Genomic DNA, 24,912 nt, shown 5'->3' on the forward strand with positions numbered 1-24,912 from the left:
AGCTACCCGAGCAGACCACCCACCCCCGGCCACGCACGCCGCTCTGTAGCTACCCGAGCAGACCACCCACTCCCGTCAACGCCCGCCGCTCTGTAGCTACCCGAGCAGACCACCCACTCCCGTCAACGCCCGCCGCCCTATGGCTACCCGAGCAGACCGCCCACTCCCGTCAACGCCCGCGCGAAACCGTCCTCGGCCGCGCTCCCCGTGACCCGGGTGGCCGCCGCGCGTACGGTCGTGTGGGCGTTCCCCATCGCCACCGAGCGTCCGCACGCGGCGAACATGGGCAGGTCGTTCGGCATGTCCCCGAACGCGACGGCCTCGGCCGGCGAGAGGCCGAGCAGATCCAGAGCCCGCCGTACGCCCGTTCCCTTGTCCACACCGAGCGGCCCGATGTCGACGAGGTGGTCGGCCGAGTAGGAGATCGTGACCCGCCGGCTCAAGCCAGCCGCGGTCAGCCCCGCCACGAGCTCGTCCGAGCTCAACGTGGGATGCCGGATGTCGACGGCGTAAGCGGGCTTCCTCCACAAATCACCCAGGCCCATCTCACGCCACGGCTCGGACGGCAGGCCGCCGCGCAGCACGACGTGCTCCGGAGTCATCACCCGGCCGTCGACGACAAACGCCGACATGCCCGCACCCGGCATCGAACCGACGAACCCGGCCAGGTCCTGCAGCTCGTCCGGCTCGATGAACTCCTCCCACAGAGTCCGCCCGGTCGCCGGATCCCAGCCCCGCGAGCCGCCGTTGCCGACCGCCAGCGCGAACCCCCGCCCGAACCCGCCGAGCCGTCCCACCCCGGCGGGCGACCGGGCCGTGGCCGCGACAAGCGGGATGCCCAGCTCGCGCAGCCGTCCCGCCGCCGCCACCGTGGCCGGCGTGACCACGTCACCGGCCAGCACGATCGTCCCGTCCAGATCCGTCACGACGGCGCGAATCACGGCACGACCAGGGGGTTGACGTCCGGAAGGGCGGTGACCGAGCTGTGGGCCTGCGCGCGCAGGGTGGCGATCGTCGCCGGCGGTGGGTCGAGCAGAGCCTCGCGCCGGGTCAGGCCCCAGCCGGCGTCGATGCGGGTCAGGTCGTCCCCGGTCACGGTCACCCCGAGCTCGCCGGCAAGGTCGCGGATCCACTCCAGTTCGGTGCGGTCGGCCCGGCCCGACTCCAGCCACGGCTCGAACTCGGCCCCCCGCCGCCGAACAACCTCCGCGTCGATCCCGAGAATCCCGCTCAGCCACCCAGCCCGGCCGGTGCCGCCGGGATACCTCCCCGGGTGCACAAGCGTGTAAAGCAGGTCAAAGACCACAGCCTTCACAGCGCCACCGACCCCTCCTGATAAGCGTCACCTGGCCGTCCTTACGGGGACCACCTGGCCGTCCACGCGCACGCCACCCGCCCTCCCCACGCACGGCACCGGGCATTGCACGCGCCACCCAGCCCTCTCCCGGCCCCTCCCACGAGCACCACCCCTGGCCCTCTTCACAGGCGCCACCCGGCCGTCCGCGCGCGCACCACCCGCCCTCCCGACAAGCGTCACCTGGCCCCTCTCATGAGCGCGGCCCCGCCACCACGTACAGGCGGTCGGGGGTGCGGCGTCCGATGCCCGGTTCCACCCGTACGGCGTCGAGGCCGCACCCGCTCAGGCCGGCGCGCAGCTCCTCCTCCGTCCAGGGGCGCATCGTGAACTCGTGATGCGTGGTCTGCCCGTCCAGGTCGTAGGTCTCGGCCACCCGCAGCAGGCCGCTGTCCCAGGTCGTACGGCTGGTGAACGTGAGCGGACCGGCCCGCCGCACCTTTGCCGAACCGTCGGCGCGGCGCCGCGACCCCTCCCGTTCGCGCACGTCGAGCAGCAGGAACCCGCCCGCACGCAGGCTCCCGGTCAGCGACCGCAGCGCGGCCCGGCGTTCGTCGTCGGTGATCAGGTCGTTGAGAACGCCCCGGCAGGTGACCGCGTCGTACACCGGCTCGGTCTTCAGATGCCGCAGGTCGGCCCGCGTCGCCCGCGAACCAGGGCACCGGGCGGCCGCGATGGCGAGCAGGTCGGCCGACGCGTCCACCAGGTCGACCCGATGTCCCCGGGCGATCAACCCGGCCGCGTGCCGGCCCGTTCCGCAGCCCGCGTCGAGTACGGCAGCCGGGCCGCCGAGTTCGCGGTCAACCGCCTCGACCCACGGCCCGGCCGGGTCGGTGATCAGCTGGTCGTAGAAGCCGGCGTGCCGAGCGTAGAAAGGCCGCCGGTCGGCCGCCTCCACCCACGGCTCAGCCGGATCGGTGATCAGCTGGTCGTAGAAGGGCCGCCGGTCGGCCGCCTCCACCCACGGCCCGGCCGGACCAGTGATCAGCTGGTCGTAGAAGGGCCGCCGGTCGGCCGCCTCCACCCACGGCCCGGCCGGACCAGTGATCAGCTGGTCGTAGAAGGGCCGCCGGTCGGCCGCCTCCACCCCCGGCTCGGCCGGATCGGTGATCAGCTGGTCGTCGAAGGGGCGCCGGTCGGCCGCCGCCAGCCCGGCCCGCATGGCCTCCCGCTCGGCCGGTTTCCACGGGCCCGAACTGGCGAGCGGGATCTCGGTCATGTAGCGCCGTTCGTTCTCTGGGATCCGCGCCGCCACGACCTCGGGTTCGCGTGCGGCCGTCGCATAGAGCGCCGGACCGTCGGCGTAGTAGGGGTCGATCATGACGAGCCGCCCGTCGTCGCCGCGCATCACGTTGGCCGGGTTGGTGTCGAGCGGGCCGCACCAGGGCAATTCGCGTCGTGCACGCTCGTGTACCCGCCGGACGATGCCCGCCAGTTCGGCCACCTCGGGTTCCCCGGCGGCGATGGACCGGAGGAACGCGGCCGCCTCCGGCTCGGGCACCGGGTCGAGCCATTCCAGGATCTGCAGGTCGCCCCCGCCGTCGAGGCGCCGGTGCTCGAACAGGCGCGGCACCTGCCGGGTGTGGGCGGCCTCGCGGTAAAGCGCAGCCGTGTAGGGGCCGACCGGGTCGAACGGGCTGATCCGCGCGGCCCGGCACCCGTCGGGTGACCGCAGCGCGACCGCCCAGTCCCCGGCGCCGGCGTGGGTCCACCCGGCCGCCAGCAGCTCCCGCGTCACGGCTGTGTGAACAGTTTCCACCGGCCCTCCGAGACGATCTCGACGGTGTCGTCGACGACCTTGATGGCGGTCTCGTCGTCGATCGCGTAGGTGGGGGCGGGGATGTGGGAGGCCCAGATCGCGGCATTGGCCGGTGACGCGTCGAGGTGGTGCTCGTGCTCGAAGTGCGGGATCACCCCGAAGCCGACCAGGCCCGCACCCCGGCCGGTGACCAGAAGCCGGGAGAGGTCGCCGTCGGGGGTGGTGAAGACGGCCGGTTCCGACTTCAGCGGCTCGTCGTCGGCGCTTGGCGGGTCGTCGAAGGTCTCGACGAACGTGGTGGTGGCGGCGATGCTTCCGGCGCTGACTCCGACATAGACGGCCTCGGGCCGCAGCGACGGCAGCAGCGCGGTCAGCCCGGAGCGACGCATCCAGGCCGAGAGGAACAACGGGTCGCCGCCGCAGAACAGCAGGGCGTCGGCCTCGCGGACGGCCGGCACCCAGGCCGCCTCGGCGATATGCGGCAGCGCGGTCAGTTCCAGCAGGCCCAGCGATTTCCAGCCCAGTCCGGCCAGCGGTGCCGACCCCTGGCCGGTGACCGTCCGCCACGCCATCTCGGCGCCGCCGGGGAACGGGTGGAGGGCGGTCGGAACGATCAGCGCGCGGGACTCGGCCACCGGTTTGCCCAGCAGGTCGACCAGCGCGTCGTGAATGCTGCGGTTCCTGATCCCGGACGAGGTGAGGAGCGCTCTCATGCCCCCATCCTCGCGGTTGCGGCCGTCCCGCGCTGCCCGGTACGGCCGGCCGTCGCGGACAGCAGCTCGGTCTTTTCGCGCACATTCGAGCAGGCGCGCAATCAAACTCGCGCACCCCGAACAGACGAACGCGCAGCCACTCACGCGAACAGCAAAACGCGCAGCCGCTCGCGCGAACACGAACAGCAAACGCGCAGCCGCTCACACACACGCGAACGCCGGAAGCTCGATCAGGCTCGCGCACCCAAACGGACGAACACGCAAACCGCTCACGCGCACACGAACAGCCAACCGCGCGATCAGACTCGCGCAGCCCGAACGGACGAACGCGCAACCGCCCACGCACACGAACCGCCGGGCACGCAGCCACTCACGCACGCACGGCCAACCGTGCGATCACACTCGCGCAGCCCCAACGGACGAACGCGCAACCGCCCACGCACACGAACCGCCGGGCACGCAGCCACTCACGCACGCACGAACAGCCAACCGCGCGATCACACTCGCGCACTCCGAACGGACGAACGCGCAACCGCCCACGCACACGAACCGCCGGGCACGCAGCCACTCACGCGCTCACGAACAGCCGGAAGCTCGATCAGGCTCGCGCGCACCCATCAGACGAACACGTAAACCACTCACGCGCGCACGAACAGCCAAGCGCGCGATCAGACTCGCGCACCTTGAACAGGCGGGCGCGATCGGGCGGGCGCGTCCGAGCAAGCGCGCGACCAGACTCGCGCACCCGGGCGGACGCACGATCGGGCTCGCGCGTTCGGTCGGGCGGGCGGGCGTGGGGGCGTACGGGAGGGAATTTTGGCGGTGTCGCGCGGAGGCCGGTTGTGGGAAACGGGCATGGCGAGCGCTGAACCGGGCATCAATTTACGGCGTGTTCCGCGCGCTCACACCCTGCGGGGTGGTTTCGCACGGCCGTTGCCATCAGAAGATTCCCCAAGCCGGTCGCCCGTGACCTGGACCATCCAATGGGATGCTTTTGGGTATCCCCGATCCACTGCCGGGAGGAAGAGCCACCATGCTGCCCCTCAACGCTGAGAACCTCAGCCAACTGTCCGGAGACCTCGCCGTCCCCTCGTACGATCGGGAGGCGTTGACCACCGGCATCGTCCACTTCGGGGTGGGCGGTTTCCACCGCGCGCACCAGGCGATGTACCTGGACCGCCTGATGAACGAGGGCAAGGCCCTCGACTGGGCGATCTGCGGTGTGGGGGTGATGCCGGCCGACCGGCGTATGCAGCAGGTGCTCGACGCGCAGGACGGGCTCTACACGCTGGTGGTCAAGTCGCCCGACGGCACGCTCGACGCCCGGGTGATCGGCTCGATCAAGGAATATCTGTTCGCGCCGGACGACCCCGACGCGGTGATCGAGAAGATGGCGTCGCCCGAGATCCGGATCGTGTCGCTGACCGTCACCGAGGGCGGTTACAACTTCAACGCGGTGACCGGCGAGTTCATGGCCGAGAACCCCGACGTGCAGCACGACCTGGCCCAGCCGCGCTCCCCCAGGACGACGTTCGGCCTGATCACGGCGGCCATCGAGCGCCGCCGCGAGCGCGGGCTCCCGCCGTTCACGATCATGAGCTGCGACAACATCCAGGGCAACGGTGACGCCGCCCGGCGCAGCTTCGTCGCGTTCGCGGCGCTGCGGGACAGCGACCTCGCGGCGTACGTGGAAGGGAATGTGCTCTTCCCGAACAGCATGGTCGACCGGATCACGCCGGTGACCACCGACGACGACCGGGACGACGTGCGCAAGCACTTCGGAGTCGACGACGGCTGGCCGGTGGTGTGCGAGCCGTTCACCCAGTGGGCCCTGGAGGACAGCTTCGGCAACGGCCGCCCGCCGTGGGAAGACTCGGGCGTGCAGGTGGTTCCGGACGTGGAGCCGTACGAGCTGATGAAGTTGCGCCTTCTGAACGCGTCGCACCAGGCGCTGTGCTACTTCGGTTACCTGTCGGGCTACCGCCTCGTGCACGACGTGGCCCGTGACCCGGCGTTCGCGAAGTTCCTGCTGGCGTACATGGAGAAGGAGGCCGAGCCGACGCTGGAGCCGGTCCCCGGCATCAACCTGCGGGAATACCAGCACCAGCTGATCGACCGGTTCTCCAACGCCCAGGTCAAGGACACCGTGGCCCGGCTGTGCGCGGAGAGCTCCGACCGCATCCCGAAGTGGCTGCTCCCGGTGATCCGTCACAACCTCGACTCGGGCGGCGACATCATCCTCGCCACGGCGGTCGTCGCCTCCTGGGCCCGCTACGACGAGGGCGTCGACGAGGAGGGCGAGCCGATCGAGATCGTCGACCGGCTGCGCGACAAGCTCAACGCGGCGGCCCGGCGCCAGCGCGAGGAGCCGCTGGCGTTCATCCAGGACCGCGACCTCTTCGGTGACCTGGCCGAGAGCGAGCGCTTCGTCTCGGCGTACACCTCCGTCCTGTCGTCCCTGCACTCCCGGGGTGCCAAGGCCACCCTCGAGGCGCTGGTGTCAGGAAGCCTTTAACCGAGCGGTTCGGAACCGGGCCGGCACTGTCCAGTCGACGGCCCGGTTCAGGATCTGGCGGGCCATGATGGCCACGCACGTGCAGCCGTTGAGGAACGACGCCAGCACGTCGGACGGGTGGTGCATGCCGCGGTAGAGGCGGGCCAGCGCCACCAGGACCGGCACCAGGACGAGCAGCCAGATCAGGCTCCGGGCCCAGGTGCGGTACAGCAGTGTGAAGAACAGGAAGGCCATGCCCACGTAGAGGGCGACCGCGGCCGAGGTGTGCCCGGACGGGAAGCTGGACGTGGGTGGCGAGTCGTCCATGCGGTGCACGGCCGGACGTTCACGGTCGATCACCAGCGTGGTGAACAGGAAGACCAGGGCCTGGGCGCTGACCGCGGCGCACAGATAGAGCGGTTCGCGCCAGCGGCCCAGCTTCCAGCGCAGGATCGCGGCGACCACCCCGGTGACGGCGATGATGACCGGGGTGCTGCCGATCAGGCTGGTGATCTCGCTGATCACGTTCAGGGGTGCGGTGCGGTGGGCCTCGAGGCCACGGTTGATGTCGTCCTCGATCGTGAACGGCCAGGCCTTCTCGGCCACGCGCGTCACCAGCAGACCGAGGCCGACCATCACGGCGAAGAGTGCGGCCACGGGCAGCAGAAGCCGCTTGGCCACTTGCGCGATGACGGGGGGCATGGCGGCCCTGGTACCCGATCGTGGCGCGCGCTATACCTCGATGGTTGTCTTAGTCTTTGTCCCTGTTCTTGTCGCGCCCTGACCGCGGACGCCGCGCTACACGTCGACGGTTGCCTTTGTCCTCGCCCGCCGTTTCGTCTTGACCGCGAAGGCCGCCGTCGTCGCGGCGACGACCGCCAGTCCGAACAGCCAGCCGCCGACGACGTCGCTGAGCCAGTGCACGCCCAGCCCGATCCGGAACAGCCCGGTCAGGGCCGGGACGGCGATGCCGGCGGCCAGCAGCAGGCGCCGGTGACGCACCACGGGCCAGAGCACCATCACCACGACGGCGGCGCCGAGCGCGTTGTTCAGCGCGTGCCCGGACGGGAACGAATAGCCGACCGCGGTCGCCACCGGGTCGAGGAACGAGGGGCGGTCCCGTTCGAAGACCAGTTTCAGCAACATGCCGAGCAGCCCACCGGCGACCGTGGTGACACCCACCCACCAGGCCGAGGGACGGGCCCCGCGCCGCACCAGCCAGATGACCAGCGCGAGGGCCGCCGCCCGCCAGGTCCACGGGTCGAAGACCAGGCACCACCACCACATGAAGCTCGCCCAGCCCGGGTGCGCGAGCGAGAAGTCGTGCACCGGCACGCTGACATCGTGGTCGAGGTCGTGCAGCCAGTCGACGTTCCCGACGATCAGGGCAGCGATCACCGCGAACGGCACGAGCAGCACAACCGCACCGGCGGCGGCCGCCGCCACGCGCGCTTCGAGGGCCCGTTCCTGATCTCTCATCGCGACTAGCTATACCCGGCTATTAACCTCCGATGCACCTTCCGTTCACTTCAGTGGACGGGCGCGATCCGGAGATCGGCCTCGCCGCAGCCGCTAGCGCAGCGCCTCGACCGCGGCCAGCACCTGCTCGGGGCCGGGATAAGCCGCGCCGTCGGGGCGGACGTCGGCGTGACGCACCACGCCTGCCCGGTCGGCCACCACGACCGCCGGGAACGGCAGGACCGACCGGCCCGCGCCCAGCAGCACCTCGGCCCCGGGCGCCTGGAACCCCAGGTTGAACGCGTCGATGAGCTGGTGGCGGGGGTCGGCCCCGACGAAGTAGCTCAGGTCGTGCCGCCGCTTGACCTCGGCCAGCCGGTCGGGCCGTTGCGGGCTCACCGCGACCAGATGGGCGTCGGTCCCGAGCAGCACCGGGTAGAGGTGGCGTTCGTAGTCACCGAGCGCCGCGTTGGCGGGTTCGGACGACGCGTACGGGAAGAAGACCAGCACGATCGGCCCGGTCAGCCGTAGCCGGTCGAGGTGGATCGGCCCGAGGTCGGCCTCGAGCAGCACCGCCGACGGCAGCCGGTCGCCCGGTTTGACCAGGCGGCTCCAGATGTCGTCGCGGTCGAGCGGGAGGCCCGCCACCCGCGTCGTTGCCCTGGTTCCCGTCATCGCACCTCCCCCGCCTCTGCCCGTCATCGCGTCCACGCCGCCCTTGCTTGCCATCGCGCTCACGCCGTCCTTGCCCTCAATGCGCCCGCGTTGCCTTTGCCCGTCATCGCGCCCGCGTCGCCTTTGCCTCTCGCCGCGCCCGCGCTGCTTTTGCCTCTCGCCGCGCCCGCGCTGCTTTTGCCGCGCCCGCATCGCCGATAGGCTATTTCACAGATAGGAGATGTAGCTTAGCGGGATGGGCGCCGGGAACGTAAGGGATGAACGTCACCGGCGCGCGGCACCGGTCGCGCACGGGACCATATCGGACGGTTCGGGCGCGGCTTCATCGACCGCCACCACAGTGGGCCGCAACACTCGCCAGGCCAGCACCGCCGCCACCGCCACCAGAGCCGCGGCGACGAGAGAGACCAGGGCAAAGGCATTCCCGTACGCATGGGAGGCGCGCTCGGCCACACCCGCGCCGGCGGCGGCCGCGTCCATCAGCGTGCCGTCCGCGGGCAGGCCCGGCACTCCGGACATCCCGGTGCGGTACGCGGCGACGACCACCGAACCGAGCACCGCGATCCCCACGGCGCCGCCCAGCTCGGCCCCGGTCTCGGTCACCGCCGCGGCCATTCCGGCGCGCTCCGGCCGTACGGAGGAAACGACAAGATCGGTGGTGAGCGTGTAGACCGGCGCCAGCCCCAGACCCCCGACCACCATGCCGGTGACCAGGGCGGCAAGCCCACCGCCGTACGGGGTCAAGGCCATCACCGCATGCCCGGCGGCCAGCACGACCGCGCCCACGGCAACCACCCGCCCGGCCGGGAACCAGCGCACCAGCACCGGCCCGAGCAGCGACGCGGTCAGGAACGCGACCACCGAGGGCAGCGCCCACAGCCCCGCGCGCAGGGGCGACAGACCGAGCACGATCTGCAGGTACTGGACGATGGCGAGCTGGGTGCCGTAGAGCACGAAGAACGAGAGCGCGTTGGCCGACAGCGCGACCCGCACCCGGGCGTCCCGGAACATGCCCAGGTCGAGCAGCGGGCGCGCGATGCGACGCTGCCGCCGCAGGAACAGCGCGCCCAGCACGCCGCCGGCCACGATCGCCAGGAACGGCATGGCCACCGCACCCTCGGCGGCGAGGCGCTTGATCCCGTACACGAAAATCAGCACCCCGGCCAGGCTCATGACCGCACCCCCGAGGTCGAATCCCTTGGCGTCGCCGTCGCGGGCCTCCGGCAGCAGCACCGGCCCGAGCACGATGAGCAGCAGGGTCGCCGGCACCGCGAGCAGGAAGACCGAGCCCCACCAGAAGTGCTCGAGCAGCACCCCGCCGATGAGCGGCGCGGCCAGCCCACCCAGAGAGAACGAGGCGGCCCAGACGCCGAGCGCGATCCCCCGCTGACGCGCGTCGGCGAACATGGCCCGGATCAGCGCCAGCGTCGACGGCATCAGCGACGCACCCGCCAGCCCCATCAGCACACGGGCGGCGATGAGCAGTTCCGGCGTACGGGCGGTGGCCGCGAGCAACGACGAGAACGCAAAGGCAGCGGCGCCCCAGAGCAGCAGCCGGCGCCGCCCGATCCGGTCCCCGAGCACCCCCATGGCGATCAGAGCCCCCGCCACCACGAACACGTAACTGTCCATGATCCAGAGAAGCTGCACCGCGGTGGGGCGGAGGTCGCCGGCCAGCTGGGGTGCGGCCATGTTGAGAACTTCGGCGTCGAGCGACACCAGCAGACAGGGCAGAGCCAGGACCGCAAGCCCGAGCCAGTCACGTGCGTCGGCCTTCGCACGCATCACCAACACATCCCTCCGTCACGCAATAAAGACAGTCATGACGTTACGGATGATCCCCGCCCACCGCAACGCGAAAACAGCCCCCATTGCGTTACGGTGACAGGATGCGGCTGACAGAGATGGACATCGCCGAGGTGGTGACCTTGGTCAACGAGTGGGGAACCGTGCCCTGCCGCATGGACGGCCGCACCCCCCACCCCGGCGCCGAACAGAGGTCCCTGGCCGACGACTTGCACCCGATATTCGCGGCCGATGACGCCACCACCAGGGCAGCGCTGGTGACTGACTTGCTGCGGGCCACTCTCGTACGCCCCGAGCTCGCCCCCGACCTGACCGAATCCTGGACGGTGGACGACCCGGCCCAGGCCCCCAGGGCCGCGGCCGCGTTGGCGTTGCGCCACCACTTGGCCCACCATCCCGGCCGCCTCGGCGTGTGCGCCGACATCCAGTGCGCAGACGTCTATGTAGACACGTCACCCGCCGGGAAGCGCCGTTTCTGCTGCCTGACATGCCAGAACCGGGCGCGGGCGGCCGCTTTCCGAAAGCGAAAGGCCGAAGCCGCAGCCCAGAGCTGAGCGCCCAGGCAGCAGGCGGAGGCCAGGAGAGCGCCACCCCGCCCACGGTGGACCACGGCGGCCGGCGCCCAGCAGGCCGCGCGACCATCGGCTCGCCGTGAGCGGCGGCAGCCACGGTGACCACGACGCCCGGCGCCTGGCAAGCGCCCAACCACCCACCCACCGCGAGCGGCCGCACCCACAATGACCACGACGCCCGGCGCCTGGCAAGCCGCCAACCACCCACCCACCGCAAGCGGCCGCACCCAGCGCAGCCACGACGGCGCTCGCCCAGCGGCCCCGACCTTCTGTGTTTGTCGCGGCGAGTGCGGCCACTCGGGCTGGACGGTGGTCACGCAGCTAGCCAGGCGCCGGGCGTCGTGGTCACCCTGGGCGCCGCCACTCACCGCGAGCCGATGGTTGCGCGGCCCACCAGGCGCCCGCCGTCGTGGTCACCCTCGGTGCCGCCACCCACCGCGAGCCGATGGTTGGGCGGCCCACCAGGCGCCCGCCGTCATGGTCACCCTCGGTGCCGCCACCCACCGCGAGCCGATGGTTTCGCAGCCCACCAGGCGCCCGCCGTCGTGGTCACTGCGGGGTGCCGCCACTCACCGCGAGCCGGTGGTCGCGCGGCTCACCAGGCGGCGGGCGCGGCGTGGTCCGGGTGGGTGCCGCCACTTTCGCTGAGCGGTATTGTGGCGGCGGCCTGTAACGCGAAATTCTCGTTGCCTCTCTGCGCCCTCTTTCATTTTTGCGTTTCGCCATTTTGGCACGATCGAATGCTGATGTGGCGGTAGCTTGGTGCGAGATAATTGAGCATGCGACAGCTTCAATTGTTCAGCCGGGCGGAACTTGCCGGAATGCGCGACCGCACAAAGCGCCGCAACTATTCCCCAGAGGGTGAAGAGTTTCGCCGCGAGCATGCGAGACACCGCGCCTGGGGGCTCGCCCAGCGCCACGCCGCGCGGCTGCGTTATAACCGTGACCACCGTGACGCCCCGCGATCCATAAGCGCGCCGTTGCAAACTTCCGGCCACGCCGCCGCCTCACAGCATCTAGCAGCGCAAGCGTCTCGGCCTGAGGGGACCAGGCCGGCAAAAGCATCACGCCCGGAAGAAGCAAGGCCCGCACATGCAACCCGAGCAGGGAGAACCGCCGCGCGCGACTGTCCGTCGTCGACTTCGGCCGGCCGAGAACAGGGCCAGCCCTCCGTCAACCTGGACGACCCGAAATTGGACCAGCCCCGGTCAACCTCGACTACCCGATGCGGGACAGCCCTCCATCCAACCCCGACAACCGATGGCAGAGCCTTCTCCGATGTCCTCGGCCGTTCGAGCCGTGGACGATGCTCGGCAAACGCACACTTGAAGGCGGCGGCCGCGGAAGCCACGCGCGAACTCCGCATGTCAGTGACGAACTGGACTGCACTACGCCGCGCGTGTGGCACGGTTGCCGTAGCGGTAAAGCAGGCCGTCCGATTCAAAGGCGGTGGAGAGCGTCGACTGCGGCTCCTATATGCGCCCCGAAGTATTCGGTCTCGGTGGCAAGAAATCGGGATGCCAGTTCGTGCGCAGTCCGTAGGCTGTGACGAGCCGGATGTGTTGCTGCTGAACGAGCCCACCAACCATCTGGACGCCGAGGGGGTGCTGCGGCGAACGACCCGGCCGCCCACCCCGAATCGTGTCTCGAAATTGTGCCCGCGACGGCCCCATTCCCCCATTTACCTGATCGCTTCGGGGGGAGGGATCAGGTGGCGGAAGCGCTCAACTCGTGCATCAAGCCGCGAATCCGGGCATTCGAGATGCAATACAAAACACCGCCTCGAAAGAGGAGCAGCCACCACCTCCCCCGCCCGCCCAGGGAGTGAACCGACACTAGCGCCGCGGTCTGACAAGAAAGGGGGCCTCGTGTCAGCTCAAGTATGCCAATTCTGGGAGCCGCCCCTGATATTCGGCGATCAACCGCCGCGCGATGGGGACTGAGTCGATCAGGGGGTGGGAAGCCATGGCCCGCACGGCTACGGCTCGGGAACCGTGTGTGGCTGCCTCCAGGACGGCCCGGTCGGTGGCCTTGATTCTCTGCACCAGCGGGACTCCGGGCGCGTACAAGCCGCTCGATGGCAGCGGCCGCGCGCCTGAACCATCTACCAGGCAGGGCACCTCCACCACGGCATCAACGTCCAGGGCGGATAGGGTGCTGCGGTTGCGGACGTTCAGGATCAGCGGCGTTGGTGTGTCGGTGGCGATCGCCGTCATCAAAGCCAGCGCCACGCCCTCGTAACCGCCGCCCTCGACGGACTCGGCGTCGCGTTCACCCAAGCCCTCCTGGGCCATGTAGGTGGCGTCTCGGTCGCGGCGTGCGGCGTCCCACGCTGACCGCGCGTCGGCGCCGGAGGTGGTCAGGCGGGTGTAGATCTCGCGCTGCTGGCGTAGCAGGAACTCGCCACGTGTCTCCTCGGCCGCCAGCAACGACTGCACCACCGCCGCGTGGTCGTAGTAATAGTGCAGGTATTCGTTCGGCACCGCCCCGAGGGCCTTCAGCCGGGCCGCGCCGAAGAGCTGGCCCTCCTCGAACGACTCGACCCGGGCCTCGTCGGCCAACAGCTGCGGGATCAGGTCACGCTCCCCTTCCCGTACGGCGGTGAGCCAGCCCAAGTGGTTCAACCCGGCGTACTCAACCGAGACTGTCGAGGGCCCGGCACCCGCAGAAGACCCGACACCGCCGCCAGAGGAGCTCGCAGAAGCCCCAGCACCGCCGTCAGAAGAACTCGCAGAAGAGCCCCCCGAAAACCCAGCAGCGCCATAAGAAAAGGCCGACGACCGCCCGAGCGCCCGCAAAACCCGCCGCACCAGCGCCACCGGCGAGTCGCAAATGCCGATCACCCGGTCGCCCAGGAAGCGGGACATCGCCTCGGTCACCAGGCCGGCCGGATTCGTGAAGTTGATGACCCACGCGTCGGGCGCCACCAGACTGATGCGCCGCGCGATCGCCTGGGCCACCGGCACGGTCCGCAACCCGTACGCGATCCCGCCCGCCCCCACCGTCTCCTGGCCCAGCAATCCCTCGCCCAGGGCCACCCGCTCGTCGATCACGCGCCCCTCGAGCCCGTGCACCCGGATCGCGCTGAACACGAACGTCGCCCCGGTCAGCGCCTCGGTCAGGTCGGTGGTCGCCGAAACCCGGGGACCGCCTTCGAAACCGCGCAACACCCGCCCGATCGCCGACAACCGGGACGTGTCGACGTCGTGCAGCACGACCTCGTCGATGAACGAACCGACCAGGGCGCCGTAGACCAGCGGCACCCGGAATCCGCCGCCGCCCAGGATGACCAGCTTCTTAGGAGACATGGGCATCCGAAAGACGGGCGATGGTGGCCCCGGCCCGGCGCACCGTGCGCTGCTCGCCGCGGGGAATCACGTCGTCGAGGAACGCGTAACGGGCGGCCAGGTCGGGCAGGGTCGCCGCCTGCCGCCACCAGTCCGCGATGTCGCCCCAGCCGGGCGCCGACAACGACCCGCCGAAGTGCTGCACCGACAGGCCGGCGATCAGGTTGGCGAAGGCCAGGCTCTGCGCCAGCGGCCATTCGCGCAGGCTGCCCAGGATGAACCCGGCCGTGAACACGTCACCGGCCCCGGTCGGGTCGAGGGCGGGCACCGGCACGGCCGGCACGTGCACGGTCTCGCCGGTGCGCGCGTCGTGGGCCAGCACACCGTCGCCGCCGCAGGTCACCACCACAACGGGAGCCAAGCCGGACAGCCGGCGCAGCGCCTCGGCGGGGGTGGAGGCGCGGGTGTACTGCATGGCTTCGACCGAGTTGGGCAGGAAGGCGTGGCAGTCCTCGAGCATGTCGAGCACCTCGGGCGGCCATTCGGCGCTGGCGTCCCAGCCCACGTCGGCGAACACCATCGTGCCCGCTTCCTTGGCCCGGCGCACCCAGCCGAGCCGGTCCTTGGTCAGCGAGACCGACGCCGCCCGGCAGGTCGGGAGCTCGCCGACCAGGCCGTCGGCGCCGACCGGCAGCGGGTGACCGTGGGTGATCATGCTGCGGTCCCGGTCGTACGCGAGGGAAACCGTGACCGGCGAGTGCCCGTCGATGCGGCGGGACGCGTCCAGGTTGATGTTCTCCTGCTCGCAGAGGATGTGGGCGCAGAAATCCCCGTACGCGTCGGTGCTCAGCGCCGTGCCGAGCCCGGTGTGCAGGCCGAGACGCGCGGCGGCGACAGCCAGGTTGGCGATGCCGCCGGGGCAGGAGCCCATGCCCGACGCCCACACCTCGGTGCCCGGCTCGGGCAGGCCTTCCAGGCCGGTGAAGATGATGTCGAGATAGACGACACCGGGAACGAACAGGTCCAGTTCCGGGGTCATCTGGAGATCCTATGCGAGGTCAGGCGTGGTGGGGCCGCCCAAACGATGCGACCCCACCCACAAAGCGAGCTACCCCAGAACCCAGGACGCCGTATCGAAGGGGATGTCCGCGGACGGACCATCGACGACCTCCACCCGCCACGGCAGGGCGGGACCGTCCCGATCGACACGGACCGCCGTACCGTCACGCGTCACCGTGAAGACCGATTCCCCCACTCGTACGGTCGTCGACTCACCAAGGAGAGCCGGCGAGAAAAGCCGCAACGTCACGCCGTCCGCGTAGGAGTAGTCGGGCCGATCGGTCCGCGCCCCGACCGGGATCACCGCACCCGGCCGCACCAGCAGCGGCACACTGTCGAAGCCGTGCGTCTCGTGCACCCAGCCCGGCCCTTCGACCACCGACCCGTCGGTGAACCGTGTCCAGCGCCCGGCCGGCACGTAGTAGCTGACCTCGCCGTCCTCGCTGAACACCGGCGCCACCAGCAGGTCGCCGCCGAGCAGGTACTGCCGGTCGAGATGGGTCACCGCCGGGTCGTCCGGGAAGCCCAGGATCATCGGGCGCATCACGGGCAGGCCCTGCTCGTGCGCTTCGCGGGCGGCGTTCCAGAGGTACGGCATCAGGCTGTACTTGAGGTGGGTGAACGCCCGCAGCACCTCGACCGACTCGTCGTCGAACAGCCACGGCACCCGGTACGAGTGGTTGCCGTGCAGCCGGCTGTGCGACGACAGCAGCCCGAACGCGATCCACCGCTTGAACACGGCCGGGTCGGGACGGCCCTCGAACCCGCCGATGTCGTGGCTCCAGAACCCGAAGCCCGAGCTCATCAGCGACAGGCCGCCGCGCAGGCTCTCGGCCATGGATTCGTACGTGGCCGAATTGTCCCCGCCCCAGTGCACCGGGAACTGCTGCCCGCCCACGGTGGCCGACCGCGCGAACAGCACCGCCTCGCCCTCGCCCTTCGCCGAACGCAGGACGTCGAAGACCACCTGGTTGTAGATCTGCGTGTAGTAGTTGTGCATCCGCTCCGGGTCCGACCCGTCGTGCCAGACCACGTCGGTCGGAACCCGCTCGCCGAAGTCCGACTTGAAGGCGTCGACCCCCATTTCGACCAGGGCCGCCAGCTTCGCCGCATACCATTCGCGCGCATCCGGGTTGGTGAAGTCGACCAGCGCCATTCCGGCCTGCCACTTGTCCCATTGCCAGACGTCGCCGTCGGCCTTGCGGACGAGATAGCCGTTGGCGAGTCCCTCGGCGAACATCGCGGACCGCTGCGCGATGTACGGGTTGATCCAGAGGCACGTCCGCAGGCCCCGGTCGTGCAGCCGCTTCAGCATGCCCGGCGGGTCCGGGAAAATGGCCGGGTCCCATTCGAAGTCGCACCAGTGGAACTCACGCATCCAGAACGTGTCGAAATGGAACACGCTCAACGGCAGATCCCGCTCGGCCATCCCGTCCACGAACGACGTGACCGTTTCCTCGTCGTACGGGGTGGTGAACGACGTCGTCAGCCACAGCCCGAACGACCAGGCCGGGGGCAGCGCGGGCCGGCCGGTCAACGCGGTGTACTTGCGCAGCACGTCGGCCGGCGTGGGCCCGTACACAATGAAATAGGAAAGCGTCTGCCCGGCCACGCTGAACTGGGTGCGCGACACCATTTCGCTGGCCACCTCGAACGACACCTTGCCCGGGTGGTCGACCAGCACGCCGTAGCCGCGGTTGGTCAGATAGAACGGCACGTTCTTGTACGCGAGTTCGCTGCTGGTGCCGCCGTCCTCGTTCCAGATGTCGACGCTCTGCCCGTTCTTCACGAGCGGGCCGAACCGTTCCCCCAGCCCGTAGACGGCCTCGCCGACGCCCAGGTCGAGCTGCTCGTGCACAAAATGCTCACCGTCGGCGGTGTCGACGATTCCCATGCCCCGCCAGCCGCTTCCGGTCAGCCGCTTGCCGTCCGCCTCAAAATCAAGACCCCACTTCTCTCCCGTACGGAACGAGGCCGTGAGACGCCCCGAGGTGAGCGTGCTCTCCCCGATCGTGACGTCGTGGTCCTCGGTGGTGACGGCGAAGTTCGGTCCCTTGGCCGCGCCGCCGAGGAAGTGCCCGAGCGTCACCTTGATCACGTCGGGCATCGGCGCCTCGACCTTGATCGTGATCAGGGGCGTGTCCAGCGTGTCCGACCGGCTGCGTACCGGCTTGGTCGTGGCATACGCGGTCAGGGTCTTCTCGTCGGCCTGCGTGTCCCGCAGCTGAGCCGGGTGCAGGACGGTCAGTCCCTTGCGCTTGAGCCAGTACCCGTCGGTGAACTTCATGAGCGTCCTTTACTTGATGGCGCCGGCGGTGATGCCGCGGGTCAGGGTGCGCTGGAAGATGAGGAAGAAGATCAGGGCCGGGAGGATGCCGATCAGCCCCGAGGCGCTGGTCATGGTGGCGTCCATCAGCCGGTCGCCCTGCAGCACGCCGAGGGCCACCGGCACGGTCTGGTTGTCGTTGCTGACCAGGAAGACCAGAGGCAGGAAGAACTCGTTCCAGGTCCAGATGAAGAAGAACGTGAACAGCACGCCGAGCGTGGGCCGGCTGACCGGCACGACGACGCTCCACAACGTGCGCAGCTTCCCCGCGCCGTCGACGTCGGCGGCGTCCAGCAGTTCGGTCGGGAACTCCTGATAGACCGAGGTCAGCAGGTAGGTGCCGAACGCGGCCTGGATGACCGTGAAGATGATGACGATCGAGATCAGGCTGTCGTAGAGGCCGGCCTCCTTGCTCAGGAAGTACAGCGGATAGACCAGCACCTCCTGCGGCAGCAGGTTCGCCACCAGGAAGAACACCAGGAACCAGACCCGCCCCCTCACCCGTCCGATGCCCAGCGCGTACGCGTTGAGGATCGAGAGCAGCACACCGAGGACCGCCACCACGAAGCTCGTGACGAAGCTGTTCCAGAGTTTCTGGCCGAAGTTGACCCGGTTCCAGAAGTCGACGATGCCGTCCCAGTAGAGATGCGGAGGCAACGACAGGGGGCCGCCACTGGCGTAATCAGCCGGGCTCTTCACCGCGTTGATCGCGATGATCAGCAACGGCGCTACGACGATCAGCAGGAGGGCCAGGAGGGCCGCGAGGATGACGAAGCGTACGGGATTTGACCGCTTCGCCGCCTTGACATCCTCGGCCGGCTTGACGGGCGTCCGATTTGCGGTGAGAGTCATGCTTTACGCTCCGCGCGGTTCTGCAGGCGCAGGAACACGATGGACAGCAGGATGATCAGCACGGTCAGCACCGTGGAGATCGCCGAGCCGTACCCGACCTGGGCCTTCTCGAAGAAGTTCTTGTACGCGAAGTACGACGGCACGAGCGTGGCGTTGCTCGGCCCGCCGCCGGTCAGCACGAAGATCGGACCGAAGATCTTCAGCGCGGCGATCGTGGTCGTCACCAGCACGACGTAGAACTCGGGCCGGATCAGATACACCGTGATCTTGCGGAACCGCTGCCACCAGGTCGCGCCGTCGAGGTCGGCCGCCTCGTAGAGCTCGGGGTCGACCCGCTGCAGACCGGCCATGAACATGACGATCGGATAGCCCAGCTGGACCCAGATCATGATGCCCATGACGCTGTACAGCGCCGAACCCGGTTCACCGAGCCAGTTGTGGGCCAGGCCGCCCAGCCCGACCGTGTCGAGGATCCGGTTGAGCGCGCCGTACTCGGGGTGCAGGATCCAGCCCCACAGGATGCCGGTGACCGCCACCGGGATGATCTGCGGCAGATAGAACCCGGACCGGAAGAACGACGCCCAGCGGCTGCTGAACTTCTTGGCCACATAGTCGAACAGCACCGCGGCCAGGAACAGCCCGAGCAGGGTCGGCACCACGGCCATGGCCAGGATCAGCAGCACGATGTTGCCGAACGACGACCAGAACAGCGTGTCGTCGAACAACCGGGTGTAGTTGTCGAAGCCGATCCAGCGCTGCTCGCCGACGCCGTTCCACTTGGTGAAGCTCGTGTAGACGGTCATCACCAGCGGCACGACGATGACCAGGACACTCGCCAGCACGCCGGGGATGAGGAAGGGCCAATAGCCTCTGCGCCTCATAAAAGCCTTCCTTCCGTACGCGGGTGGACCGCCCTTTTTTGTGTGCGGTCCACCCGCGCCTCGGGTCACTTGCCGAGGTCGGCGAGGTTCTCGTCGTACGGCTTGGCGATCTCGTCGAGCACCTGGTCCGGGGTCTTCGAGCCGTTGATCAGGCCCTGCACGCCGGCGACCAGCACGTCGTAGTAGCCCGGGGCCGGCCAGTCGGGGTAGAAGGCCAGACCGTCCTCGGACGAGATCTTGTTGAAGTTCTCGATGAGTTCCTTGTTCTTGGCGTCGGTGATCGAGGCCGCGTCGGCCGCCACCGGCACACCGCCGTTGTTGCCGAGCAGCGCCTGGATCTCCGGCTTCATGGTGATGTCGATGAAGTCGTACGCGAGCGCCTTGGCCTTGCTCTTCTCCGGCACCACCCAGAGGTTGCCGCTCGAGCCCGGGTGCAGCTTGTTGCCCGGGAACAGGAACGTGCCCCACTCGAAGTTCTTGATCTCGTTGACGAACCGGCCGTACCACCACGACCCCGAGATCATGATCGGGAACTTGCCCTGGGTGAACGAAACGCCCATGTCCTCGGCCTTGATGCCGGCCGAGGTCTTGGCGATGTAGCCCTTGTCGACCCACTGCTTGAAGGTGTCCGCGCCATACTTGAGCTGCGGGCCCTTGAAGTCGACCTTGTTCTTGTAGAGCTGGTAGTCGTCCACGAAGGCGCGGTCGGCCTTGCTCAGCGCCAGCGAGTAGAGGATCTGCTGGGCCGGGTATTCGGCGCCACCGACGGCGAGCGGGGTCACCTTGTTCTGGACGAAGGTGTCCATCACCTTGGTGAACTCGTCGAGCGTGGTCGGGACCTGCAGGTTGTACTTCTTGAACAGGTCCTTGTTGTAGTAGACCTCGACGTACTCGGCGTAGTTCGGGATCCCGTACGTCTTGCCCGAGCCCATGATGCCGTCGTCGTCATACTTCGTGGTCGTCTGCAGGCTCGAGTTGAGGGCCTTGTCCCAGCCGCGCTTGCCCGCCTCCTCGGTGAGGTCGGTGAGCAGCCCCTGCTTCGACAGCAGACCGGCCGTGGCGTTGCCCTTGTTGTATTCCATGATGTCCGGGGCGCTGTCCGAGTTGAGGATCATCTGGGCGTTCTGCTGGATCTGCTCGAAGCCCTTCTCCTCGAACTTCACCTCGACACCCGGGTGGCTGGCCTTGAACTCCTCGATGGCCTTGTTCCAGGCGATGCCCATCGCGCTGGTCGGCCCCTCGTAGTGCCACAGGGTCAGGGTCTTGGCGTCGGCGCCTTCGTTCGAGCTGTCGCCATCGCCGGAACCGCCGCAAGCGGTGAGAGCGAGCGAGGCGGCCATCAACAGTGCACCGGCCGAGAGGCCGGCTCGCGATCGAATCATGTCTGTTCGTCCTCCGGGAGGGGTCCGTCGAAGCGCTTCGACGATCCGCCGACCCCAGCCCCTTGTTCACTGACCGGGATCGCTGGTGTCGAAGCGCTTCGACGCGGGACTTTGCGCAGACGCTAGGCCCGCCCGCGCCCACATGTCAACGGTGTGTCAACGACATTTCCAAGACTGAGACCCCACCCATGGGAACGCTCCCGGCACCCGCCACAACCCAGGCACGCCGTCCCGACCCGAGCACCGGCGTCCGCCTGCGCACCGATCGGGACGCAGCCGCTCAACGTCCAAGTCCGCCCGCCACGTCGTTGCCCACCTCCGCGCAGCCTGCATCCACCCCCCACACACCTCCTTCGGTATCCTAGGAGGCTAGGCAGCCACCCTCGACCCACCCCGTCAGCGCGGGCCACCCCGTCAGCGCGGGCCAACGTCACCGCGTTTTCCCTGACGATCAGTGACGGAACCCAGCGTGGCTCCCGAGCGTCCTACCCGAACGCCCCATCCACGCCCCTGAACGCCCGCCCACGCCGAGGAAGGCTTCCGCCGTGCGTCGACTGACCGGCCTCGCTCCCCTGATGACGTTGCTGACCTGCGCCGCCTGCGCCACTCCAAGCGAAGGCAGCACAGGCGAAGGCACCCCCACGGCGACCCCGACCACGACGGCGCCGCTCGTTGATCCGACTCTCGGGCCCCGGCCCCTCGCCGGCGGCGGTCCCGACCAGCCCAGCACCACTCTGAACCCCGGCCAGGGCGCCCAAGACTGCGGCACCTTCCGACTCGGCCAGGGCGAAGCGCTACCGGACAACGCGAAACGCTGCTTCATCGACGCGGCGAGCGCCGGCCACCGGGCGACCCTGACCGTCACCTGGCCCACCGTCGAGGGCGACCCGATCCAGGTCACCTACACGTCCGGCACCGACGGCCACACCGAGGTCGTCACCGACTCCCGTGCCGACAACTTCGGTCCCAAAACCATCACCACCGAGAACTGCCAGGGCCCGAAACCGGCCACGCAGGGCATCGACTTCACCACCTGCGCGCCGGTCAGGAAGTGAGGATCACCAGCCGCTGCGTCGCGCGGGTCATCGCCACGTAGCGGTCCACGGCCCGCTCGATGGAGTCCGCGGAGCCGAAACGCTCCGGGTCGACCAGCACCACCAGGTCGAACTCGAGCCCCTTGGCCAGCACCGGCGTCAGCGACCGCACCCGCGGCGACGGCCATGCGAACGACGGATCCCCGATCACGCAGGCGACACCGTCCCCCGAGGACGCGACGAACTCGGCGATGATCGACGGCAGATCGGAGACCGGCCCGTACGCCACCTGAACGCCACTGTCGCGAATGGACGTGGGCACGTTGGCGTCCGGCAGCACGGCCCGGATCACCGGCTCGGCCGAGGCCATGATTTCCGACGGCGTGCGGTAATTGATGGTCAAAGACGCCAGGTGGACGCGCTCCAGCCCCACTCGCCCGAGCCGCTCCGACCACGACTCGGTGAACCCGTGCCGCGCCTGGGCCCGGTCGCCCACGATGGTGAAACTGCGCGACGGGCAGCGCACCAACAGCATCTGCCACTCGGCGTCGGTCAGTTCCTGGGCCTCGTCCACCACGATGTGCGCGAACGGCCCGGCCAACCGGTCCACATCGGAGCTCCGCAACGCGTCCTCGTCGAGAAGGACGTCCCGCATGTCCTGCTGCATGAACATCTGCATCAGGCCTTCGCCGTCGTCGTACTCGTGCGACGCGATCAGGTCGTCGATGACCCGGGCATAGCCCTTGCGCTGGGCGGCCTCGGCCGCATCGCGACGGCGCTCCTCACGGGACACCAGCGGATCCCCGACCCGCAGCCGCGCCGCGTCGAGCAGCGGCAGGTCGGCCTCGGTCCAGGCGCGGGGGTCGGCCCGCTGGAGCGACCGGATCTCGTCGGAGCTGAGCCAGGGCGCGCATTTGCGCAGGTACGCCGGCACCGACCAGAGATCGGCGACGATGTCGGACGGTTCGAGGATCGGCCAGGCCCGGTTGAAGGCCGAGGCCAGCTCACGGTCGCGCAGGAGAGTTCCCCGTACGAGGTCGATCGGCTCCTCCCCCTCGTACTTGGCCAGCAGGATCGTGATCAGCTCCTCCCACACCTGGCTGCGCCCCTCGTTGTGCGGGGTCCCGGGGCCGGGCGCGCCGAACGCCTCGTCCCAGTCGTCGGTGGTGAGACGGATGTCGTCGTCCTCGGTCGCGACCGTCATCCCCGTGGCCGGCGGCTCCTCATAGAACCGCACCGCGGCCTCGATCGCCCGCACCATCCCGACGGAAGTTTTCAACGCATCGCCAACCGAAGACGAGCCAACCGAAGACGAGCCGACCGAAACCGAGCCGACCGAAACCGAGCCGACCGAAACCGAGCCGGCCGGAAAATCAGCCGAAATGGAGCCGGCCCCAGAAGAGGCAGCCGCAGAAGTGTCAGCCACGGACCAAGGCACCAGGTCGCGCAGCGTGCACGTCTGCACGTCCTCCTCACCCAGGCTGGGCAGCACGTCCGAGACGTACGCCAGATAGGGCTCGTGCGGCCCGACGAAGAGCACCCCGCCCCGGCGGTCACCGAGACGCGGATCGGAGTAGAGCAGGTACGCGGTGCGGTGCAGGGCGACCACCGTCTTGCCGGTGCCGGGCCCGCCGTCGACCACGAGCGCGCCACCCGACCCGGCCCGGATGATCGCGTCCTGGTCGGCCTGGATGGTGCCGAGCACGTCCCGCATCCGCGCCGACCGGTTGCTGCCCAGGCTGGCGATGAACGCGGACTGGTCGTCGAGCGCGGCGTGCCCCTCGAGCGCGCCCGGCGTGAACACCTCGTCCCAGTAGTCGGTGACCTGCCCGCCGGTCCACCGGTAGCGGCGGCGGCTGGCCAGGCCCATCGGGTTGGCGTGGGTGGCCCCGAAGAACGGCTCGGCCGCGGGCGACCGCCAGTCCACGAGCAGGCGTCGCCCGTCGTCGTCGGTGAGCCCGAACCGGCCGATGTAAACCGGGGAGGAGCCCGAGACCATCCGCCCCAGGCAGATGTCGAGGCTGTAGCGCCGGAGCGAGCGCAACCGGGCGGTCAGCCGCTTCACCTCCTCGTCGCGGTCGACGGCCTGACGCCCCTTGCCGGCGGGCGCCTTGCGCACGGTCTCCAGCCGTTGGGTGAGGTCGGCGATGGTGGCGGTCAGGCTCGAGGCGATGGCCGCGAAGTGCTTGGTGTCCTCGGCGATCAGGGCCGGGTCGGCCTTGGCGGCGAGGTTGCCGGGCAGGTTGAACGAATCCACACTTTCCCCCTGAGAGTGGCTACGGTCAGCGATTCTCCGGCAGGCCCGGGGTCTTGCCGCAAGACCCTATGTGTGGTATACGGTAAAAGTGGCGGGAATGGCGGACAAGCACCAGCAACGCCTGAAGGATCTGAAGCTTCTCCGCCGCGTCCGGGATCGCATCGACCGTGACTACGCCCAGCCGCTCGATGTCGAGGCCCTGGCCCGGGGCGTGAACATGTCGGCCGGTCACCTGAGCCGCGAGTTCCGCGGGGCGTTCGGCGAATCCCCGTACAGCTATCTCATGACCCGGCGCATCGAGCGCGCGATGAACCTGCTGCGGCGCGGCGACCTGAGCGTCACCGACGTGTGTTTCGCGGTCGGCTGCTCGTCGCTCGGCACGTTCAGCACCCGCTTCTCCGAGCTGGTCGGCATGTCACCGAGCGCCTACCGCCGCCTGACCGCCGAGCAGTCGCAGGCCGAGGGGCTGCCGGGATGCGTCGTCAAGCAGGTCACCCGACCGGTCAGGAATCGAGAAGCAACCCCCAGCGGCGGGCTCTAGCGTTGAGGGCATGAACCTCACCATTCACAACACCTTCCTTCCGGCCGACGACCCCGAGGCCTCGCTGGGCTTCTGGCGCGACACCATGGGCTTCGAGGTCCGCAACGACGTCGGCTACGGCGAGATGCGCTGGATCACGGTCGGCCCGCCCGGACAGCCCCAGACGTCGATCGTGCTGCACCCACCGGCCATCGACCCTGGCCTCACCGACGACGAGAAGCGCGTGATCGCCGAGCTGATGGCCAAGGGCAGCTACGCCAGCATCGTGCTGAGCAGCCCCGACGTCGACGAGGCGTTCGATCAGGTGCAGAAGAACGGCGCCGACGTGGTGCAGGAGCCGACCGACCAGCCGTACGGGCTGCGCGACTGCGCCTTCCGCGATCCGGCCGGCAACATGGTCCGCATCAATCAGGCGATCTGAGACGCGGCGGTACGAAGACCGGGCGTTCAGGAGACCGGGCG

General features: G+C 69.3%; 20 protein-coding genes. 5 read left to right on the plus strand and 15 right to left on the minus strand.

All coding sequences use genetic code 11. The features are described from left to right. Positions 1 to 143 precede the first annotated feature (143 nt). The 4 genes from JIG36_RS32355 to JIG36_RS32370 all read right to left on the minus strand — a co-directional run bounded on the left by JIG36_RS32355 (position 144) and on the right by JIG36_RS32370 (position 3,826). Complete coding sequence (locus tag JIG36_RS32355; protein WP_203380194.1) at positions 144 to 941, minus strand: HAD family hydrolase; 798 nt, start codon at positions 939 to 941, stop codon at positions 144 to 146. Further along, on the minus strand, positions 938 to 1,315 hold the full coding sequence (locus tag JIG36_RS54315; protein ID WP_203380195.1) for an HAD family hydrolase: 378 nt from the start codon (positions 1,313 to 1,315) through the stop codon (positions 938 to 940). Before JIG36_RS54315 ends, JIG36_RS32355 begins: the two co-directional genes overlap by 4 nt. Before the next feature lie 232 nt (positions 1,316 to 1,547). Beyond that, a complete protein-coding gene (locus tag JIG36_RS54320) occupies positions 1,548 to 3,113 on the minus strand; it encodes a class I SAM-dependent DNA methyltransferase (RefSeq protein WP_203380196.1) in 1,566 nt (521 codons plus the stop codon). After that, the gene (locus tag JIG36_RS32370; protein ID WP_203380197.1) at positions 3,089 to 3,826 is read right to left on the minus strand and encodes a Type 1 glutamine amidotransferase-like domain-containing protein; all 738 of its coding nucleotides are present in this window, start codon (positions 3,824 to 3,826) and stop codon (positions 3,089 to 3,091) included. The genes JIG36_RS54320 and JIG36_RS32370 overlap by 25 nt, the downstream gene beginning before the upstream one ends. Positions 3,827 to 4,859: 1,033 nt before the next feature. Between JIG36_RS32370 and JIG36_RS32375 the strand changes: the two genes are divergently transcribed. Further along, entirely contained in the window at positions 4,860 to 6,341 is a 1,482-nt protein-coding gene (locus JIG36_RS32375; protein ID WP_203380198.1) for a mannitol dehydrogenase family protein, read from the plus strand. On the opposite strand, the gene JIG36_RS32380 is transcribed toward JIG36_RS32375, so the two are convergent. From JIG36_RS32380 to JIG36_RS32395, 4 genes are all read right to left on the minus strand, one after another. After that, entirely contained in the window at positions 6,327 to 7,022 is a 696-nt protein-coding gene (locus tag JIG36_RS32380; protein ID WP_203380199.1) for a phosphatase PAP2 family protein, read from the minus strand. The genes JIG36_RS32375 and JIG36_RS32380 overlap by 15 nt on opposite strands. 96 nt (positions 7,023 to 7,118) lie before the next feature. Then, a complete protein-coding gene (locus JIG36_RS32385; RefSeq protein ID WP_203380200.1) occupies positions 7,119 to 7,799 on the minus strand; it encodes a phosphatase PAP2 family protein in 681 nt (226 codons plus the stop codon). Positions 7,800 to 7,892: 93 nt separating this feature from the next. Then, positions 7,893 to 8,453 (minus strand): redoxin domain-containing protein, encoded by a 561-nt coding sequence (locus tag JIG36_RS32390; RefSeq protein WP_203380201.1) that lies wholly within the window; start codon positions 8,451 to 8,453, stop codon positions 7,893 to 7,895. 264 nt (positions 8,454 to 8,717) lie between these two features. After that, complete coding sequence (locus tag JIG36_RS32395) at positions 8,718 to 10,238, minus strand: MFS transporter (protein WP_203380248.1); 1,521 nt, start codon at positions 10,236 to 10,238, stop codon at positions 8,718 to 8,720. A gap of 104 nt (positions 10,239 to 10,342) precedes the next feature. Between JIG36_RS32395 and JIG36_RS32400 the strand changes: the two genes are divergently transcribed. Continuing rightward, a complete protein-coding gene (locus JIG36_RS32400; RefSeq protein ID WP_203380202.1) occupies positions 10,343 to 10,813 on the plus strand; it encodes a CGNR zinc finger domain-containing protein in 471 nt (156 codons plus the stop codon). Between the two features lie 1,889 nt (positions 10,814 to 12,702). Here JIG36_RS32400 and JIG36_RS32405 read toward each other — a convergent pair. From JIG36_RS32405 to JIG36_RS32430, 6 genes are all read right to left on the minus strand, one after another. Then, positions 12,703 to 14,145, minus strand: a complete 1,443-nt coding sequence (locus tag JIG36_RS32405) for a family 4 glycosyl hydrolase (protein ID WP_236048581.1) — start codon at positions 14,143 to 14,145, stop codon at positions 12,703 to 12,705. Continuing rightward, positions 14,129 to 15,157, minus strand: coding sequence for a carbohydrate kinase family protein (locus tag JIG36_RS32410; RefSeq protein ID WP_203380204.1), 1,029 nt, complete (start codon positions 15,155 to 15,157; stop codon positions 14,129 to 14,131). Before JIG36_RS32410 ends, JIG36_RS32405 begins: the two co-directional genes overlap by 17 nt. Before the next feature lie 69 nt (positions 15,158 to 15,226). Next, positions 15,227 to 17,464 (minus strand): alpha-xylosidase, encoded by a 2,238-nt coding sequence (yicI, locus tag JIG36_RS32415; RefSeq protein ID WP_203380205.1) that lies wholly within the window; start codon positions 17,462 to 17,464, stop codon positions 15,227 to 15,229. 9 nt (positions 17,465 to 17,473) lie between these two features. Further along, positions 17,474 to 18,355, minus strand: coding sequence for a carbohydrate ABC transporter permease (locus JIG36_RS32420; RefSeq protein WP_203380206.1), 882 nt, complete (start codon positions 18,353 to 18,355; stop codon positions 17,474 to 17,476). Beyond that, positions 18,352 to 19,236 (minus strand): carbohydrate ABC transporter permease, encoded by an 885-nt coding sequence (locus JIG36_RS32425; RefSeq protein WP_203380207.1) that lies wholly within the window; start codon positions 19,234 to 19,236, stop codon positions 18,352 to 18,354. The genes JIG36_RS32420 and JIG36_RS32425 overlap by 4 nt, the downstream gene beginning before the upstream one ends. Before the next feature lie 65 nt (positions 19,237 to 19,301). Then, the gene (locus JIG36_RS32430; RefSeq protein ID WP_203380208.1) at positions 19,302 to 20,618 is read right to left on the minus strand and encodes an ABC transporter substrate-binding protein; all 1,317 of its coding nucleotides are present in this window, start codon (positions 20,616 to 20,618) and stop codon (positions 19,302 to 19,304) included. A gap of 545 nt (positions 20,619 to 21,163) precedes the next feature. Here JIG36_RS32430 and JIG36_RS32435 point away from each other — a divergent pair. Then, positions 21,164 to 21,673 carry a DUF4362 domain-containing protein gene (locus JIG36_RS32435; protein ID WP_203380209.1) on the plus strand — a complete coding sequence of 170 codons (510 nt, stop codon included), beginning with the start codon at positions 21,164 to 21,166 and terminating at the stop codon, positions 21,671 to 21,673. On the opposite strand, the gene JIG36_RS32440 is transcribed toward JIG36_RS32435, so the two are convergent. Further along, positions 21,663 to 23,909, minus strand: coding sequence for a HelD family protein (locus JIG36_RS32440; protein WP_307873001.1), 2,247 nt, complete (start codon positions 23,907 to 23,909; stop codon positions 21,663 to 21,665). The genes JIG36_RS32435 and JIG36_RS32440 overlap by 11 nt on opposite strands. A 97-nt stretch (positions 23,910 to 24,006) precedes the next feature. Between JIG36_RS32440 and JIG36_RS32445 the strand changes: the two genes are divergently transcribed. Together JIG36_RS32445 and JIG36_RS32450 are read left to right on the plus strand one after the other, a co-directional pair. Beyond that, complete coding sequence (locus JIG36_RS32445) at positions 24,007 to 24,450, plus strand: helix-turn-helix transcriptional regulator (RefSeq protein ID WP_203380210.1); 444 nt, start codon at positions 24,007 to 24,009, stop codon at positions 24,448 to 24,450. Between the two features lie 10 nt (positions 24,451 to 24,460). Continuing rightward, a complete protein-coding gene (locus tag JIG36_RS32450) occupies positions 24,461 to 24,871 on the plus strand; it encodes a VOC family protein (protein ID WP_203380211.1) in 411 nt (136 codons plus the stop codon). Positions 24,872 to 24,912 lie beyond the last annotated feature (41 nt).

It is taken from the genome of Paractinoplanes ovalisporus (assembly GCF_016834655.1).
Lineage (GTDB): Bacteria > Actinomycetota > Actinomycetes > Mycobacteriales > Micromonosporaceae > Actinoplanes > Actinoplanes ovalisporus.

Coding starts and splice junctions, on each gene's coding strand:
- JIG36_RS32370 (WP_203380197.1), bottom strand. CDS start 3,826: ATGAGAGCGCTCCTCACCTCGTCCGGGATCAGGAACCGCAGCATTCAC.
- JIG36_RS32445 (WP_203380210.1), top strand. CDS start 24,007: ATGGCGGACAAGCACCAGCAACGCCTGAAGGATCTGAAGCTTCTCCGC.
- JIG36_RS32375 (WP_203380198.1), top strand. CDS start 4,860: ATGCTGCCCCTCAACGCTGAGAACCTCAGCCAACTGTCCGGAGACCTC.
- JIG36_RS32400 (WP_203380202.1), top strand. CDS start 10,343: ATGCGGCTGACAGAGATGGACATCGCCGAGGTGGTGACCTTGGTCAAC.
- JIG36_RS32450 (WP_203380211.1), top strand. CDS start 24,461: ATGAACCTCACCATTCACAACACCTTCCTTCCGGCCGACGACCCCGAG.
- JIG36_RS32390 (WP_203380201.1), bottom strand. CDS start 8,453: ATGACGGGAACCAGGGCAACGACGCGGGTGGCGGGCCTCCCGCTCGAC.
- JIG36_RS32410 (WP_203380204.1), bottom strand. CDS start 15,157: ATGACCCCGGAACTGGACCTGTTCGTTCCCGGTGTCGTCTATCTCGAC.
- JIG36_RS32395 (WP_203380248.1), bottom strand. CDS start 10,238: ATGCGTGCGAAGGCCGACGCACGTGACTGGCTCGGGCTTGCGGTCCTG.
- JIG36_RS32430 (WP_203380208.1), bottom strand. CDS start 20,618: ATGATTCGATCGCGAGCCGGCCTCTCGGCCGGTGCACTGTTGATGGCC.
- yicI (WP_203380205.1), bottom strand. CDS start 17,464: ATGAAGTTCACCGACGGGTACTGGCTCAAGCGCAAGGGACTGACCGTC.
- JIG36_RS32425 (WP_203380207.1), bottom strand. CDS start 19,236: ATGAGGCGCAGAGGCTATTGGCCCTTCCTCATCCCCGGCGTGCTGGCG.
- JIG36_RS32405 (WP_236048581.1), bottom strand. CDS start 14,145: ATGCCCATGTCTCCTAAGAAGCTGGTCATCCTGGGCGGCGGCGGATTC.
- JIG36_RS32380 (WP_203380199.1), bottom strand. CDS start 7,022: ATGCCCCCCGTCATCGCGCAAGTGGCCAAGCGGCTTCTGCTGCCCGTG.
- JIG36_RS32385 (WP_203380200.1), bottom strand. CDS start 7,799: ATGAGAGATCAGGAACGGGCCCTCGAAGCGCGCGTGGCGGCGGCCGCC.
- JIG36_RS32420 (WP_203380206.1), bottom strand. CDS start 18,355: ATGACTCTCACCGCAAATCGGACGCCCGTCAAGCCGGCCGAGGATGTC.